17 protein-coding genes are annotated in these 16,388 nt (G+C 63.0%); 10 read left to right on the forward strand and 7 right to left on the reverse strand.

Going from position 1 to position 16,388, the window contains the following annotated elements:
* The 10 genes from EN925_RS03215 to EN925_RS40540 all read left to right on the forward strand — a co-directional run.
* Positions 1-925, forward strand: a 925-nt coding sequence (locus tag EN925_RS03215) for an oligopeptide/dipeptide ABC transporter ATP-binding protein (RefSeq protein ID WP_164894119.1), incomplete at its 5' end; no start/stop codon positions are given.
* A gap of 206 nt (positions 926-1,131) precedes the next feature.
* Positions 1,132-2,340 (forward strand): ABC transporter substrate-binding protein, encoded by a 1,209-nt coding sequence (locus EN925_RS03220; RefSeq protein WP_127369553.1) that lies wholly within the window; start codon positions 1,132-1,134, stop codon positions 2,338-2,340.
* Between the two features lie 12 nt (positions 2,341-2,352).
* Positions 2,353-3,132 (forward strand): ABC transporter ATP-binding protein, encoded by a 780-nt coding sequence (locus EN925_RS03225; protein WP_013528529.1) that lies wholly within the window; start codon positions 2,353-2,355, stop codon positions 3,130-3,132.
* Positions 3,125-3,835: an ABC transporter ATP-binding protein gene (locus EN925_RS03230; protein ID WP_127369551.1), complete on the forward strand. Its 711-nt coding sequence runs from the start codon at positions 3,125-3,127 to the stop codon at positions 3,833-3,835. The genes EN925_RS03225 and EN925_RS03230 overlap by 8 nt, the downstream gene beginning before the upstream one ends.
* A 7-nt stretch (positions 3,836-3,842) precedes the next feature.
* On the forward strand, positions 3,843-4,730 hold the full coding sequence (locus tag EN925_RS03235) for a branched-chain amino acid ABC transporter permease (protein WP_024502116.1): 888 nt from the start codon (positions 3,843-3,845) through the stop codon (positions 4,728-4,730).
* 22 nt (positions 4,731-4,752) lie between these two features.
* A complete protein-coding gene (locus EN925_RS03240) occupies positions 4,753-5,724 on the forward strand; it encodes a branched-chain amino acid ABC transporter permease (protein ID WP_024502115.1) in 972 nt (323 codons plus the stop codon).
* A 27-nt stretch (positions 5,725-5,751) separates the two neighbouring features.
* Positions 5,752-6,399, forward strand: a complete 648-nt coding sequence (locus EN925_RS03245) for a class I SAM-dependent methyltransferase (RefSeq protein WP_024502114.1) — start codon at positions 5,752-5,754, stop codon at positions 6,397-6,399.
* A gap of 91 nt (positions 6,400-6,490) precedes the next feature.
* Entirely contained in the window at positions 6,491-7,549 is a 1,059-nt protein-coding gene (locus EN925_RS03250; protein WP_127369108.1) for an aminopeptidase, read from the forward strand.
* A gap of 336 nt (positions 7,550-7,885) precedes the next feature.
* Positions 7,886-8,830: a hypothetical protein gene (locus tag EN925_RS40535; protein ID WP_245465104.1), complete on the forward strand. Its 945-nt coding sequence runs from the start codon at positions 7,886-7,888 to the stop codon at positions 8,828-8,830.
* Positions 8,831-8,886: 56 nt separating this feature from the next.
* Positions 8,887-9,369, forward strand: coding sequence for a gamma-glutamylcyclotransferase family protein (locus EN925_RS40540; RefSeq protein WP_245460980.1), 483 nt, complete (start codon positions 8,887-8,889; stop codon positions 9,367-9,369).
* Between the two features lie 201 nt (positions 9,370-9,570).
* Here EN925_RS40540 and EN925_RS03260 read toward each other — a convergent pair whose 3' ends face one another.
* The 7 genes from EN925_RS03260 to EN925_RS03290 all read right to left on the reverse strand — a co-directional run bounded on the left by EN925_RS03260 (position 9,571) and on the right by EN925_RS03290 (position 16,359).
* A complete protein-coding gene (locus EN925_RS03260; RefSeq protein WP_024502111.1) occupies positions 9,571-9,804 on the reverse strand; it encodes a hypothetical protein in 234 nt (77 codons plus the stop codon).
* A gap of 103 nt (positions 9,805-9,907) precedes the next feature.
* Positions 9,908-10,291 (reverse strand): VOC family protein, encoded by a 384-nt coding sequence (locus tag EN925_RS03265; protein WP_127369107.1) that lies wholly within the window; start codon positions 10,289-10,291, stop codon positions 9,908-9,910.
* A gap of 95 nt (positions 10,292-10,386) precedes the next feature.
* Positions 10,387-11,367, reverse strand: coding sequence for a 2-dehydropantoate 2-reductase (locus tag EN925_RS03270; RefSeq protein ID WP_013528521.1), 981 nt, complete (start codon positions 11,365-11,367; stop codon positions 10,387-10,389).
* Positions 11,368-11,369: 2 nt separating this feature from the next.
* Complete coding sequence (locus EN925_RS03275) at positions 11,370-12,896, reverse strand: acyl--CoA ligase (RefSeq protein ID WP_013528520.1); 1,527 nt, start codon at positions 12,894-12,896, stop codon at positions 11,370-11,372.
* A gap of 88 nt (positions 12,897-12,984) precedes the next feature.
* Positions 12,985-14,571, reverse strand: coding sequence for a gamma-glutamyltransferase (gene ggt, locus EN925_RS03280; protein WP_013528519.1), 1,587 nt, complete (start codon positions 14,569-14,571; stop codon positions 12,985-12,987).
* Between the two features lie 64 nt (positions 14,572-14,635).
* A complete protein-coding gene (locus EN925_RS03285) occupies positions 14,636-15,436 on the reverse strand; it encodes an ABC transporter permease (protein ID WP_127369843.1) in 801 nt (266 codons plus the stop codon).
* A complete protein-coding gene (locus EN925_RS03290) occupies positions 15,433-16,359 on the reverse strand; it encodes an ABC transporter permease (RefSeq protein WP_128336339.1) in 927 nt (308 codons plus the stop codon). The genes EN925_RS03285 and EN925_RS03290 overlap by 4 nt, the downstream gene beginning before the upstream one ends.
* Between the last annotated feature and the right edge of the window lie 29 nt (positions 16,360-16,388).

Genomic DNA, 16,388 nt, shown 5'->3' on the forward strand with positions numbered 1-16,388 from the left:
GGCAACGCCGGCCAATGTCGCTGACGTCAAGGACCTGCATGTCCGTTTCGACCTGCATGGCGGCTTCTTCGGCCGGGTCACTCGTCGCGTCCACGCCGTCGAAGGCGTCAGCTTCTCGATCGCGCCCAACGAGACGCTGGCGCTGGTCGGCGAATCCGGTTGTGGCAAGTCGACCACCGCCAAGGCGCTGGCCGGACTGGTGCCCTACAGCGGCGACATCGCCATTGGCGGCCGCAATCTGTCCGGCCTCGGCCGCGACGAGCGCAAGGCGGTGCGCCGCGACGTGCAGATGATTTTCCAGGACCCCTATGCCTCGTTGGACCCACGCATGCGTGTCGGCGACCTCGTCGCCGAGCCGCTGCTGATCCACGGCATCGCCTCGAAGGAAGAGCGCAGCGAGCGTGTCGCGGCGCTGTTCGAGCGCGTCGGCCTGTCGCCCGATCAGATGGAACTCTATCCGCATGAATTCTCCGGCGGCCAGCGCCAGCGCGTCTGCATTGCCCGCGCGCTTGCACTGCGGCCGAAGCTGATCATCGCCGACGAAAGCGTCTCGGCGCTCGACGTCTCGGTGCAGGCGCGCGTGCTCGATCTGTTGAAGGAGTTGCAGCGCGAATTCGGCGTCGCCTATCTCTTCATCTCGCATGACATGGCGGTGGTCGAGAACATCTCCGACCGCGTCGCCGTCATGTATCTCGGCCAGATCGTCGAGATGGGCACCCGCGACCAGGTCTTTTCCAACCCGCGCCATCCCTACACCAGGCGCCTGATCGAAGCCGTGCCCGTGCCCGATCCCGCGCGGCGCAGAAGCCGCTTCGCGCGCCTCGACCAGGAAATCCCGAGCGCCACCCGCAGGATCGGCGAGGCGCCGCTGAAACTGGCGCTGAGGGATGTCGGCAACGGCCATCTCGTCGCCGCCGAGGACTGAGCCGGCACTGCCGCCGGGCGGTTCACATGTTTGTGTCTCTATCTCTCGCCCAAGGCTCGCGTTCCGCCGCCAAACCGTATCGCTTCGAACACTAAATCCCTAACGGCCTCTTGCCCTCTGTCCCTATCTTCCTCATGTTCAATACCATTGCGATGATCGATCATAGGAGGGTCGGTCGGATTCATCGCTATGGGAGGAAGTCAACCATGAAGGTAAGCCTTTTCGTTTCCGCGGCACTTCTCGCCGCATCCGCGATCCCCGCTTCGGCCGCCGAAATTTCCGACGGCAAGGTCAAGATCGGCATCCTCAACGACCAATCGGGCGTCTACGCCGACTTCGGCGGCAAGTGGTCGGTCGAGGCGGCCAAGATGGCCGTCGAGGATTTCGGCGGCAAGGTGCAGGGAGCGCCGATAGAAATCATCAGCGCCGACCACCAGAACAAGCCGGATATCGCCTCCAACATCGCCCGGCAGTGGTACGACACCGAGCAAGTCGATGCCATCATGGAACTGACGACCTCTTCGGTAGCGCTCGCCGTCCAGGGGATTTCCAAGGAAAAGAAGAAGATCGACATCGTCACCGGCGCGGCAACCACGGAGCTGACCGGCAAACAGTGCTCGCCCTACGGCTTCCACTGGGCCTATGACACTCACTCGCAGGCGGTGGGTACCGGCGGCTCTCTCGTGCAGCAGGGCGGCGACAGCTGGTTCTTCGTCACCGTCGACTATGCATTCGGCTACTCGCTGAAGGATCAGACCACCAAGTTCGTCGAAAGCCATGGCGGCAAGGTGCTGGGCGAGGTGCGTTATCCCCTGGGATCGACCGATTATTCGTCCTTCCTGCTGCAGGCGCAATCGTCGGGCGCCAAGGTCATCGGCCTGGCCAATGCCGGCCTCGATACCTCCAACTCCATCAAGCAGGCGGCCGAATTCGGCATCGTGCAGGGCGGTCAGCGTCTTGCCGCACTCCTGTTCACGCTGGCCGAGGTGCATGGGCTTGGCCTTCAAGCGGCGCAGGGCGTCGTGTTGACCGAAGGCTATTACTGGGATCGCGACGACAAGAGCCGCGAATTCGGGCAGCGCTTCTTCAAGCGCACCAACCGCATGCCGAACATGATCCAGGCCGCGACCTATTCGGCGGTGACACAGTATTTGAAGGCGATCGACAAGGCCGGCACGGACGAGACCGAAGCCGTCGCCAAGCAGCTGCATTCGATGCCTGTGGACGACGCGGTGATAACCAACGGCAAGGTGCAGGCGGACGGCAACATGGTCCACGACATGTACCTCTACCAGGTCAAGTCGCCAGCCGAGAGCACCGAGGATTGGGACTACTACAAATATCTCGCCACCATTCCAGGCAACGAGGCCTTCCTCAGCGAGAAGGAAAGCGGCTGTCCGACGGCCGGCCAGTGATCGGCGCGGCCGATGGCGCCGACTGACCTGGACGCGAACGAGCCGCGGGTTGTGCTTTCCGCCCGCGGGTTGCGACGCGACTTTGCCGGCTTCATCGCCGTCAAAAACGTCGATCTCGATGTCCGCCATGGCAACATCCATGCCCTGATCGGACCCAACGGCGCCGGCAAGACGACCGTCTTCAACCTGCTCACCAAGTTCCTGGCGCCGACCAGCGGCAGGATCGAGCTGCTTGGCCACGACATCACCCGCACCTCGCCGGCCAGGGTTGCGCGGATGGGGCTGGTGCGCTCGTTCCAGATATCGGCGATTTTTCCGCACCTCAGCGTGCTCGACAATGTCCGCGTCGCGCTGCAGCGGCCGGGTGGTCTTGCCGTTCAATTCTGGCGCTCGCTCGCGGCGCTCGACCGGCTGACCCCGCGCGCCGAGGAATTGCTGCGCTCGGTTGGTCTCGACGACGCCAGGAACAGGCTCGCCGGCGATCTTTCCTATGGCAGGAAACGCGTGCTGGAGATCGCCACGACGCTCGCGCTCGATCCGAAAGTGCTGCTGCTGGACGAGCCGATGGCCGGCATGGGGCATGAGGACGTGGCCACGGTTTCCAGCCTCATCCGTTCGGTTGCCAGGGATCGCGCCGTGCTGATGGTCGAGCACAATCTGACCGTGGTGGCCGACCTTTGCGACTGGATAACGGTCATGCAGCGCGGCGAGGTGCTGGCCGCTGGCGACTACGCCACCGTTAGCCGCGACGAGCGCGTCAAGATCGCCTATATGGGCACCGCCGATGACTAGTGCCGCACCTCTGCTTGCCGTCACCGGCCTCAACGCCTGGTATGGCGAGGGCCATGCGCTGCACGGTGTCGATCTGGAAGTGTTTGCCGGCGAGACGGTCACGCTGCTCGGCCGCAATGGCGTCGGCAAGACGACGACGCTGCGCGCCATCATGGGGTTGATCCGCAAGCGGACCGGCCGGATCGCCTTCGACGGCAAGGACCTGATGCGGCTGCCGCTGCACCGCACCGCCCATCAAGGCATCGGCTTCGTGCCGGAGGAGCGCGGCATCTTCGCAACGCTGACCGTGGACGAGAATCTGATTCTGCCGCCGGTCGTCGCGCAGGGCGGCATGAGCGTCGAGGAGATATTCGATCTGTTCCCCAATCTGAAGGAGCGGCGCAACAGTCCCGGCACCAGGCTGTCGGGCGGCGAACAGCAGATGCTGGCGATCGCGCGCATGCTGCGAACCGGCGTGAAGATGCTGCTTCTCGACGAACCGACGGAGGGGCTCGCTCCCGTCATCGTGCAGCGCATCGGCGCGTTGCTGGCGACGTTGAAAAAGCGCGGCATGACGATCCTGCTGGTCGAGCAGAACTTCCGCTTCGCCAGTCGCGTCGCCGACCGTTTCTACCTGATGGAGCACGGCAAGGTGGTGGCGGGGTTTCCAGTCGGCGAACTGCCGGACCGCATGGCGCAGCTCCACGAAGTCCTGGGTGTATGATGGCGCCATGACGATGATCTTCGGAATCCCGGTTCAGGCCTTCCTCGGCCAGTTGCTGGTCGGCCTGATCAACGGCTCGTTCTACGCCATGCTGAGCCTGGGCCTGGCCGTCATATTCGGCTTGCTGCGCGTCATCAATTTCGCCCATGGCGCCCAGTATATGTTCGGCGCCTTCGTCGGCTACCTGCTTCTCACCCATCTCGGCATCGGCTATTGGCCCGCTTTGATCCTTGTGCCGCTGATCGTTGGCGTCTTCGGCGTCGTGGTCGAGCGCCTGGCGCTGTCGAGGCTGTACGATCTCGATCCGCTCTACGGGCTGCTCTTCACCTTCGGCCTCGCGCTCGTGCTCGAAGGCATCTTCCGCTATTATTACGGCGTCTCGGGAAACCCTTACGCCGTGCCGCCGCTGCTTGCCGGCGGCACCAATCTCGGCTTCATGTTCCTGCCCAACTATCGCGGCTGGGTCGTGGTCGCCTCGCTGATCGTCTGCTTCGGCACCTGGGCGCTGATCGAGAAGACCAGGCTTGGATCCTATCTGCGCGCGGCAACCGAGAATCCCCGTCTCGTCCAGGCTTTCGGCGTCAACGTGCCGTTGCTGCTGACCCTCACCTACGGCCTTGGCTCCGCGCTGGCCGGGCTTGCCGGCATTCTAGCAGCACCGATTTATCAGGTGAGCCCGCTTATGGGATCGGACCTCATCATCGTCGTCTTCGCGGTGGTGGTGGTCGGCGGCATGGGATCGATCCTCGGTGCGATCGTCACCGGCTACATGCTTGGCCTCGCCGAGGGCCTGACCAAGGTCTTCTACCCCGAGGCCTCCAATCTCGTGGTCTTCGTCATCATGGCCATCGTGCTTCTGGTCCGGCCGGCTGGCCTGTTCGGAAGGGACGCTTGACATGTCGGAAGGGACATCTGACATGACCGAACTGACGCTTCGCGAGGCATCGGCCAAAACCTCGGCACGGCTGGAATGGATGCTGGTCGGGCTCGGCATCCTGGCGCTGCTGGTAGCGCCTTTCCTGATCTATCCGATCTTCCTGATGAAGATGCTGTGTTTCGCGCTGTTTGCCTGCGCGTTCAATCTTCTGCTCGGCTATACCGGGCTCTTATCGTTCGGCCACGCCACCTTCTTCGGCGGGGCCGCCTACTTCACTGCGCATGCCGTCAAGGTCTGGGGCTGGCCGCCGGAAGCCGGCATTCTGCTCGGCATGGCGGGTGCGGCCTTGCTCGGCCTTGTCATGGGCTTTTTCGCAATTCGCCGGCAAGGCATCTATTTCGCCATGATCACGCTGGCGCTGTCGCAGATGTTCTTCTTCTTCTGTGTGCAGTCGCCCTTCACGCAAGGCGAGGACGGCATTCAGGGCGTGCCGCGCGGCATGCTGCTTGGCGTCCTCGACCTGAACGTCTCGCTGAACATGTATTACTTCGTGCTGGCGGTGTTCCTGATCGGCGTCTTCGCCATCTGGCGCATCGTCAACTCGCCGTTCGGCATGATCCTGCGCTCGATCCGCGAGAACGAGAACCGCGCCATTTCGCTGGGCTATTCCGTCGCCAACTACAAGCTGGGCGCCTTCGTCATGTCGGCGGCCCTGGCCGGGCTGGCCGGCTCGCTCAAGGCGATCGTTTTCCAGTTCGCCACGCTCACCGACGTCACCTGGCAGATGTCGGGCGAGGTGATCCTGATGACGCTTCTCGGCGGCATCGGCACCATGGTCGGGCCGATCATCGGCGCCAGCCTTGTCATTGGCCTGGAAAACACGCTTGCCACTTCCGGCTTTCCGGTGACCATCGCCACCGGCCTCATCTTCATGGTGTGCGTGCTGATCTTCCGGCGCGGCATCGTCGGCGAATTTTATGCGCGGATTTTCAAGCGGGCGGGCAAGGACTGAGCACCGGAATCTGGGGGCCGCACGCCAATGTTGGACAACTACGCGGTGGACGGGTTTGGCGTGATCCACCAGGTCGACTCCAAACCGATCAAGTATGACAAGCAGTATATTTCCTATTACGAGGACCTGAGTGACCGGACCATCAAGCTCGGATATCAGCGACTCGGCTGGGTGCTGGGGATCACTGGCGAGATTCCCCGGTCCGTGCTGGAGATTGGATATGGCACCGGCACATTCATCGAAGCCGCGAAAATAACCGGGGTCGCCGACTGCGCCGGCTGCGACATAACCAGGTTTCCGCTGCCCAAGGGCGTCCGCTTCGTCGATTGGGATGAGGCGCTCTCCAGCTCGTGGGATCTCGTCGCCATGTTCGATGTGCTTGAGCATATCCCGGATCTGGGTTTCCTCGCCCGGCTTAAGGCCCGCTACCTGGCCGTCGCCGTCCCTTATTGCCGCTGGCGCGAGCTCGGCGCCGACGGCGACGCCTGGTTCCGGACGTGGCGTATGCGTCTTCCCGACGAGCACCTCCACCACTTCGATCGTGACTCGCTGGTGGCACTCCTCGCACACAGCGGCTTCGAATGCATGACGCTGAACTGCTTCGAGGACGGGATCAGACTGCGCCCTGGGGAAGTGGGTCCGAATATCCTGTCCGGATTCTTTAGAAAGCTATAGACCTCGATCAAATCGATGCGGCTGCTTGGGACCTGGGGCAATCGCGACAATCGCCCGATCGGTACGGGAGCACTGCTGTGGGCAAATCGTGATGCGCGCATTCTTTCGATTGGTTGCCGTTATGATCGTGGTGTCCGGTGTGACCGGCTGCACCAGTGTTTCATATTATGCGCAATCCGTGCAGGGTCATCTGCGGATCATGACGGCGCGCCAGGATGTCGGAAAACTGATCGAGGACCCTTCGACGCCGAAGGCATTGCGCGCTCGAATGGCATCGGCGAGCGCCATACGACAGTTCGCAACGGATGAACTGGCGCTGCCCGACAACAACAGCTACCGCAGCTATGTCGATATCGGTCGGGACTCGGTGACATGGGCCGTCTTCGCCGCGCCGGCATTCTCGCTGACGCCGCGAACATGGTGTTTTCCCGTTTTCGGCTGCGTGCCCTACCGGGGATATTTCTCCAGGAAGTCCGCAATTGAAACCGCTGCCGAACTTCAAGGACAGGGCATGGATGTCTATGTGACGGGCATCACCGCATATTCCACGCTTGGCTGGTCGAGTGACCCGCTGCTGAGCACGATGTTCAGCGAGGATAAAACCTATCTTGCAGGGCTGGTGTTCCATGAATTGGCCCACCAGCGCGTCTACGTGCACGACGATTCCGCATTCAACGAGTCGTTCGCTGTCGCCGTCGAAACGACCGGCGTGAAAAAATGGCTGCGCGCGGCTGGCGATACCGCAGCATTGCGCCGTTACGAAGCCGCCCGGAGGCGCAAAGCTGAATTTCTTGCGCTGGTGTCGCAAACACGGGACGAGTTGGCGAAAGTCTATTCCAACGCCGGAACCTCGGAGCAAAAACTGGCCGCGAAGACGGCCGCGATCGAACGGCTGCGGATGCGCTACCGACACATGCGCGACAGGCGCTGGGGCCGATACCGGGGATACGATGCCTGGTTCGCTTCCCCGATCAACAATGCAAAGCTCGCCGCGACTTCCGTCTATAGCGATCGGGTGACCGCGTTTCTCCGCCTGTTCGATCTGTGCTCGGGCGACTATGTCAGGTTCTATGCGTCGGTCCGACGGATTGGCGCACTGGACCAAGCTCACCGTGCCGAAGCCCTTGCGGCGGCAGATCGCTGTTATTGAGTCGGTCGAAGTGACGGCCAGAAGTGTCGCGATTTATGATTTTGGTGGAATGAATCGCCTATGCACTCGGCAGCCGATGGAGGAGTTGAGTGGATCATTGGTTGGCCGAGCTCCAAAACCTCTCCGACATGATGGGCCGGTAACGGACCGGCAGGTTCCGGCATCCGACAAGTGACAGCGGCCGCTGAATTCGGTGGACTAACGTCTCAAATTGGCCCAATGCGGATATCCCGCGTTGCAGCGCTGGATTTTGAAAGCTCAGTGACATCGGACTATTGTTGAGGCTGTCGCAAACCCTTTGCAGCGCTGTATGACAGGCGTTCGCGGGAGACAATCATGTTGAAGGCTACCGAAGAGGAGATCGAGGAGGTCCAGGAATACTTTGAATGGCAGGCGCCCGACCTCGAAGTGACCTTTATGCAAAAGGTCTACTCGGAATCTGTCCTGAACACTCGCCACGATGTGTGGGATATCCATACCAACAAGGATCGCTGGTGGGTCATCACGGGCGGCACAAACCTCTACTCTCAGGAGCAGTTCCCAAATATGGACCTTGCTCTCACCTTCCATATTGGCCTGATGCTCCGCATTCCGCGTACGGAAAAACAACAGGAGGGAGATCTACGCATACTCCCGTTCGGTCCCGTCTTCGAGAAGATGGAAGAATCCGGCACCGCTGTGACGCAAGCGCATAATCTCGCGGACTATCAAGCTGTAGGCGTCCGCTGCCGGGAGGCGCTTCTCGAACTGATCAGTGTCGCGCAGGACGCGGCAATATGGACAGGCACGCCGCCACAACGTGCGAACTTCCGCGTTTGGACGGAGATCATCTGCAACGATCTTCTGCCGGGCGACACCAACAAAGAGCGTCGCGGGACCCTCAAGAGTGCGCTTGAGTCCGCATGGACGTTTTCAAACTGGCTGACGCATTCAAAGTCGGCCACTTGGATTGATGCCGAGATGGCGCAATCGTTGATCCAACACGCCATCGGCATGGCGACATCACTAATCATTCGCGAGTTGCGCGGGGTGCCTCCGGAGTGCCCGAACTGCGGTTCGCCGCATCTCGAACCCGAGCATGGCGGAAATAATGAGGCACCCGGTATACTTTGGGAACGACCGCGCTGCGCCGACTGCGGATGGGCAGGCAGGCCAGTTCCAATCCTTGATCTCGAGGACGGACGGCCAATCATCACACGCGAAGGCGAAGAAACCGACGAGTGCAGCATAATGACGGTACCGTTACGAACGATCCTGAAGCCGGGACGATCGAACCGCTGAGGAACATAGAGACCGGCCCCCCCGAACACGTCGTCTATTTTGCCTACGGGTCAAACATGTCGACCGCCCGGCTGCGCGAACGCATGCCGAGCTGCAAGCCACTCGGCATCGCCACCTTGCCGGGTCATGAACTCCGTTTTCATAAGCGTAGCGTCGACAAGTCCGCGAAGTGCAACGCATTGGCCACTGGCAACGAGAATAGCGTGATCGGGGTTCTGTTCAGCTTCGACCCTGCCGAACGTGCTGAGCTAGACAAGGCCGAAGGCGTCGGAATTGGCTACGAGCACGCGACGGTCACGGTCATTAATGACAAAGGTCGTAGGCGAAAGGTCCTTACATATCTCGCCACTTCCGACTACATCGACGACAGCCTCAAACCTTATAGCTGGTATAAGGACTTTGTCCTTGCAGGTGGCAGAGAACACGGACTGTCACCGGAGTATATTGCCAAATACATCCAGTCGGTTGAGGCGATCGAAGATTCCGACAAGACACGGGACAATAAGCAGCTGGCCACGCTCGGAAGTTTCGGGCGGTGAGACTACGGTGTCGGGGCAAGTTGCCCGGCCACACTGCGGACCCGATGTCCGCTTAAAGCGCAACACGCGACCGCATTCAGATGTATGCTTTGGGTAGCCGCAATCAACATCGTTGCGGCAAACATACAGCGCAGTCCCGACGTCCAGATGGCGACGGACCGAATCGAGAAACGGCGCGGTTGAGATCGCCCGTGCGCGGTTCTATTGGTCCGAAAACGTCACGCTCACGCCGCGTTGCCGAAAATAAGCCTGCATCAACTTGCGGCCCGAGCGGTTGTTCTGCGCCAGCTTGGTCGGATCGAACACCGCCTGTTTGATCCCCTCTCGCGTCAGCGCCGCCTTAAGCGCCGCGATATGTGTGTCGATGTCGGCATTGTCCGCCCGGAGCGAGGCATAGATGCTCTCGGTCGCCTCGGCCACGGTCAGTTCGCTCATTGGTGTCGTCCTTTGGTTGGTTGGGCGGCGCTTAGCACAGATTCGCGGTCCGCCGATACCGAGACCGTCAGTACAAAGCGCCCATCGTGAAATCGAACCGTCCTTATGGGGCTTCGTAGAGTTCCAGCGGCAATCCATCCGGGTCCCTGAAAAAGGTAAACCGTTGGTCTGTGTATGGATCGATCCGGATTGGCTCGACGGCAACGCCTGCGGCTTCCAGGCGGATAATCACGGGATCAAGATGAGCCACCGCGAATGCCAGATGTCTCAGGCCTGTAGCCTCTGGGTGGGACGGCCGCATCGCCGGTGCAGGGAAGGAGAACAATTCCATTTGGGCCGACCCGATCCGCAGATCCGCCTTCCATGACTGCCGCTCCTCCCGATAAACCTCCCGGATCAGATCGAGGCCGAGGAGTTCGACGTAGAACCGTCGCGACCGGTCGTAGTCGGTGCAGATGAGCGCGACGTGGTGAATGGCGTTCAGCATGCTGCTAACCCTGGTCAAGCTGGGAGATGAGGCCAAGGCGCTTCAAGGCCTGGATCGTCGCGCCCTCGCCACGGTGCTGATCAACCCCGAGCCCATTATCCATAACACCCGCGTTCCACCGCCAGCCGCCGCACCAGCGCCAGCACGGCATCGATGGTCGGGGTCGGCTTGTCCGTTAGCCTGCCAAGTTCCTGTACCGCGCTCACCAGCGCGTCGATCTCCATCGGCCGGCCACGCTCCAGGTCCTGCAGCATCGAGGTCTTGTGCTCGCCGACATCGCCGGCGCCCTTGATGCGCCGGTCGACCGCGATGGGAAAACGCACGCCGAGGCTTTCGCCGATCGCCTGCGCCTCCAGCATCATGGTGCGGGCGAGCGTGCGGGTGCCCTCGTCGGCAACGATCGCGGCAAGCGTGCTGCCGGTCAGCGCCGAGATCGGGTTGAAGGAGAGATTGCCCCACAGTTTTACCCAGATCTCGCTGCGGATGTCTTCGCGCACCGGCGCCTGCAAGCCGCCCTTGACCATCTCCTCGGCCAGAAGCGTGACCCGTTCGCTGCGCTCGCCCGAGGGTTCGCCGAGCGAGAAGCGTTTGCCCTCGACATGGCGGATGAGCCCCGGCGCATCTACCTCGACCGCGGGATAGACGACCGAGCCGATGACGCGGTCCGGTCCAATCCGCTGCCAGATCGCGCCGCCGGGATCGACCGCGTTCAGCCTGGTGCCTTCGAGTGGCCCGCCGACGCCGTGGAAATACCACCACGGCACGCCGTTCTGCATGGTGACGACTGATGTGTGGTCCCCAAGCAGCGGTGCGATCTGGTCGAGCGCCGGGGTGAGGGAATGGGCCTTCAGCGCCAGCACGACATAATCCTGCACGCCAAGTTCCTCGGCCTTGGCGGCGGCCCGGACGGGGACGGACGTCTCCTGGCCATCCTCGATCAGGCGCAGGCCATCTGCCTTGATCGCTTCCAGATGGGCGCCGCGCGCGACGATCGAGAGATCGGTGCGGCCGGCGGCGGCAAGCTTGGCAGCGAGATAGCCGCCGATCGCACCGGCGCCGAAGATGGTGATCTTCATCGTCAAAGCCCGAGTTTGGCGGCAAGGCCGATGCGCTGCAATTTGCCGGTCGCGCCCTTGGGGATCTCGTCCAGGATCAGGATCTTGCGCGGCACTTTGAAGTCGGCAAGCCGCGTCGCGGCATAGGTGCGGATGTCGCCCTCAGTGGCGCTGATGCCTTCGCGCAGCACAACCGCCGCCGCCACCTCCTCGCCAAGCTTGTCATGCGGCATGGCGAAGGTGACGACCTGCGCCACCGCCGGATGGTCCATCAGCACATCGTCGACCTCGAGTGGCGAGATCTTTTCGCCGCCGCGATTGATGATCTCCTTGAGCCGACCGGTGACCCTGAGATAGCCATCCCCGTCCAGCACGCCCTGGTCGCCGGTGTGGAACCAGCCATGCGCGAAAGCCGTGGCGTTGGCATCCGGGTTCTTTTCGTAGCCCGTCGTGACATTGGGCCCGCGGATGACGATCTCGCCGGTCTCGCCTGCATCGAGCAGCCGCCCGTCGGGCGCCATCACAGCCACCTCCGGCCCGGCGGAGGCACCAACGCTGCCGGGCTTGCGCTGGCCCGGCGGCAGCCGGTTCGAGGCCATCTGGTGAGCCGCCTCGGTCATCCCGTAGGATTCGATCACTGGGCAGCCGAAGGTCGCTTCCAGCTCGGTCATGACCTGCGCCGGCAGCGACGCCGAGGACGAGCGGATGAAGCGCAGGCGCGCCGCCGCCAGCGCCTCGGTGTTGCGTGCCGCGCGGGCCAGGATCGCCTGATGCATGGTCGGCACCGCCGTGTACCAGCTCGGCTGCGCCTCGCTCAGCCACTGGAAGAAGCGCAGCGCGTTGAAACCCGGCGTGCAGTAGATGCTGCCGCCGGCAGCCAGCGACGACAGCACGGCCGCGATCAGGCCGTGAATGTGGAACAGCGGCATGATATTGAGGCAACGGTCATCGGCCGTCAGGCCAAGGGTGCCGCCGATATGAGCTGCCGAGGCCGCGATGTTGGCATGGCTGAGCGGCACCAGTTTTGGACGCGATGTCGTGCCGGAGGTATGCAGCAGCAGCGCAATGTCGCTGTCTTGCGCCATGTCGGGCGGGGCCTTCGGTCCGATCGCCGCGCCCTCGATAGCAAAACTGCCGGCGGGTGTGCCGGGCTGCACGACAAGCCGCAGCACGCCGATGCCGAGGCGCTCGGCCACCGTCACCGCGGGGCCGGTCTCACCCTCCGCGACAAGGATCGCCTTGGCGCCGATGTCGGTCAGGTAGAAATCGAGCTCGTCGGCCCGGTAGGCGGGGTTGAGCGGCGCCGTCGAGGCGGCGGCCGCCACGGCGACGAAGGCGGTGGCCATCTCGGGCCCGTTCGGCAGCACGATCGCTACCCTGTCGCCGCGGCCGATGCCGCGCGCATGCAGCTGTTTTGCCGTGTCGGCGATCATGCTGCGCAATCCGCCATGGCTGAGCGTTGCCCTATCGAGCGCCAGAATGGCGGGGGCGTCGTCGGCGCCGGCGGCCAGACGGCGGGAGAGATCTGCGTGGGTTTCAGTTTGGGTCATGATCACCGGCTGGATTTCGAACGATTACTGGCGAGAGCCCTTCTGACGGGCTTGCCTCGATATGGGCGCCATTGGACAACGGATCGCCTCAATAGCCAAGCGCCAAACCATCCTTGCGCGGATCGGAAGCGCCGGTCAGCGTCCCCTTCTCCCAGTCGATCAGCACCACTTGCCCGCCGCCAAGCGGATGATGCGGTTCGGCGATGCGGTGGCCGCGCCGGCGCAGGCCCTCGGTTGCATCAGTGGGAACGCCACGCTCGGCTTCCACTGTGTCATCGTTGTAAAACACCCTCGGCGCATCCAGTGCCTGCTGCGGGTCCATGCCGAAATCGATCATGTTGGTGAGCAGGTGGACATGGCCAAACGGCTGGTAACCGCCGCCCATGACGCCGAACGGCATCACCACGCGGCCGTTCTTCGTCGCCATGCCCGGCATGATCGTGTGCATCGGCCGCTTGCCCGGCGCGATCGCGTTCGGATGCGCCGGGTCGAGGCGGAAGCTCGAACCACGGTTCTGCAGCACGATACCGGTCTTCGGGCCGACGACGCCACTGCCGAACGAATAATAGGTCGAGTTGATGAAGGAGACCGCGTTACGGTCGCGGTCGACGATGGAGATATAGACCGTGTCGCTGCCGGGCAGCTCGACGCGCGGCAGATGCGTCATGGCGCGGTCGCGGTCGATCTCGGCGCGTAGCCGGTCGGCATAGGCGCCGGACAGGAGCTGCTTCAGGGGCACCGGGACATGGTCCTGGTCGCCGACATAGCGGTCGCGGTCGCGGTAAGCCAGGCGCCCGGCCTCGATCTCCAGATGCAGGCGTTCGGCGCCGTTGGGGTCGAGCCCGCCAAGCTCGAAGCCCGACAGCAAATTGAGCATCAAAAGCGCCGTCAGCCCCTGATTGTTCGGCGGCATCTGGTGGATCTCATGGCCGCCATAGGAGGTGCTGACCGGCGCCACATAGTCGCCTCTGGTCGCGGCAAAATCCTCGGCCGTATGAAGTCCGCCCAATTCGTTGAGCCGGCTCACCATATCGTCGGCGACCGCGCCTTCGTAGAAACCGGACCGGCCGTGTTTGGCGATGATGCGCAAGGTCGCCGCCAGTTCCGGCTGCCGATGGACGTCACCCGCCTTCGGCGCCCTGCCGCCGGGCAGGAAGATGCGCGCGGCATGCTCGTCGGCCGACAGGTCGGTCTCCGGCTCGGCCCAGTCGAAGGCGACGCGGTCGTGCACGACATAGCCGTTCTCGGCATAGTGAATGGCCGGCGCCAGCGCCTCGGCAAGGCCCTTGCGGCCATGGTCTTCGAGCAGGCGGCTCCAGGCGTCGACGGCGCCCGGTACGGTGACCGCATGCGGACCCTGCAGCGGGATGCGGTCGAAGCCTTTTTCGAGATACCAGCCGACCGTCGCCCTGGCCGGCGCCCGGCCGGAGCCATTGAAGGCCAGCACATTGCCTTGTCCTCCGGGAGAATAAAGCACGAAGCAGTCGCCACCGATGCCCGTCGATTGCGGCTCGACCACACCCTGCACGGCGGCGGCGCAGACCGCGGCGTCCATGGCATTGCCGCCGGAGCGCAGCATGTCGATGGCCGCAAGCGTTGCAAGCGGATGCGAGGTCGCGGCAACCGCCTCGGTGGCACGAACCGGCGAGCGGCCGGGAAACTGGAAATCACGCATTCTGTCTGGATATCCCCTAGTCACTTCTGCAAATTGGTCACTTCTGCGAATTGATCTGGTGAAATCAATGCCGCCGGCCGAAGATCTGCGCAACCGACAACAGCACGACCGACAGAACGATCAGGCAGGTCGAGATGGCGGCGATCGTCGGGTCGATCTGGTCGCGCAGCGCATTGAACATGCGGCGCGTCAATGTCGTCGTCTCGCCGCCCGATATGAACAGCGAAACCACCACTTCGTCGAAGGAGGTGATGAAGGCAAACAGCGCGCCCGAGACAATCGAGAAGCGGATCTGCGGCATCGTCACCTGCCAGAAGGCGGCGACGCGGCCGGCGCCAAGGCTGCGCGCCACGCGCTCCTGGTTCATGTCGTAGGAGCGCAATCCCGACAGCACGGTCAGCACCACCAACGGCAGCGCCTGCACCGTATGCGCGATGACCAGGCCGGTCAGCGTGTTGTTGAGGCCGATGCGCGCATAGAGAAAGAAGGTGCCGATGCCGATCAGGATCACAGGGACGATGAGCGACGCCGTCAGCAGCGCGTTGATGGTGCCGTTGAAGCGCAGCGTGCCCCGGTTGATGGCATAGGCGGCCGCGGTGCCGAGCGGCGTCGCCACCAGCACGGTCATGACAGCCACCTTGACCGAGACGATCGTGGCATCGCGCCACTCCAGCGACCCGAAATAGGCCTGGTACCAGCGCAGCGACCATTGCTGCGGCGGGAATTGCAGCAGCGTCGAATCGGAAAACGACATGATGACGATGATGATCGACGGTGCGATCAGGAACAGCAGCACGAGGCCGCCGAAGCAATAGAGCCATAGGCGTTGCCGGTGCGAGATAGGCAGGCCGAGATCCCTACTCATCTCGAACTCCACACGCCGGTGGCACGCGCGCCGAGCAGCCACTGGAACAGGCCGAGAAGCGCCAGCGTCACCACCAGCAGCACCACGCCCAGTGCTGCACCCGCGCCCCAGTTTGAATAGAGGCTGGTGGTCTGTTCCATGCGCATCGCCCACATGATGACCTTGCCGCCGCCCATCAAAGCCGGCGTGACGAAGAAGCCCAGGCAGAGCACGAAGACGATGACCACGCCCGAGGCGAGGCCTGGCAGCGACAGCGGAAAGAAGATCTGCCGGAAGGTGGCAGTCGGGCCGGCGCCGAGATTCATGCCGGCGCGCAGGCAGTCGGTGTCGATGGTCTTCATCGAAGCGTAGAGCGGCAGCACCAGGAACGGCAGCAAGATATGCGTCATGCCGATGACGACGCCGGAAAAATTGTTGGCGAGCGATAGCGGCTGGCTGATGATTCCGAGATCGATCAGCCAGCTGTTGATCAGTCCCTTGCGCTGCAGGATCACCAGCCAGGCATAGGTGCGCACCAGAACCGATGTCCAGAACGGCAGGATGACGAAGATCAGGCAGATCGACGCCGCCCGCCGCGACAGTTGCGACAGCATGTAGGCCAAGGGATAGCCGAGCAGCACGCAGGCGCCGGTGACGATGAAGGCGACCTTGAAGGTGGTGATGAAGGTCTTGATGTAGGAGGCCTGCTCGAAGAATCGCGCATAATTGGCGGCGCTGAAGCCGCCCGCTTCGTCGAACAGCGACAGCCAGAACAGCCAGCCGATCGGCACGATGATGATGGCGAAGACCAGAAGCAGGCTTGGCGACAACAGCGCCAGCAGCCGTAGTGATTCACGCCGGGCGTCGGCGTGAAGTCCCTGCGTGTTGAGCTCCCGGCCTGCGGCGCTGCCGATCTCTTCCATGCGGGCGGGCTGCGCGCTCATCAGTCTGCCGCCACCAGGATCGTGTCCTG

It is taken from the genome of Mesorhizobium sp. M7A.F.Ca.US.006.04.2.1 (assembly GCF_004022915.1).
GTDB classification, from domain to species: domain Bacteria; phylum Pseudomonadota; class Alphaproteobacteria; order Rhizobiales; family Rhizobiaceae; genus Mesorhizobium; species Mesorhizobium ciceri.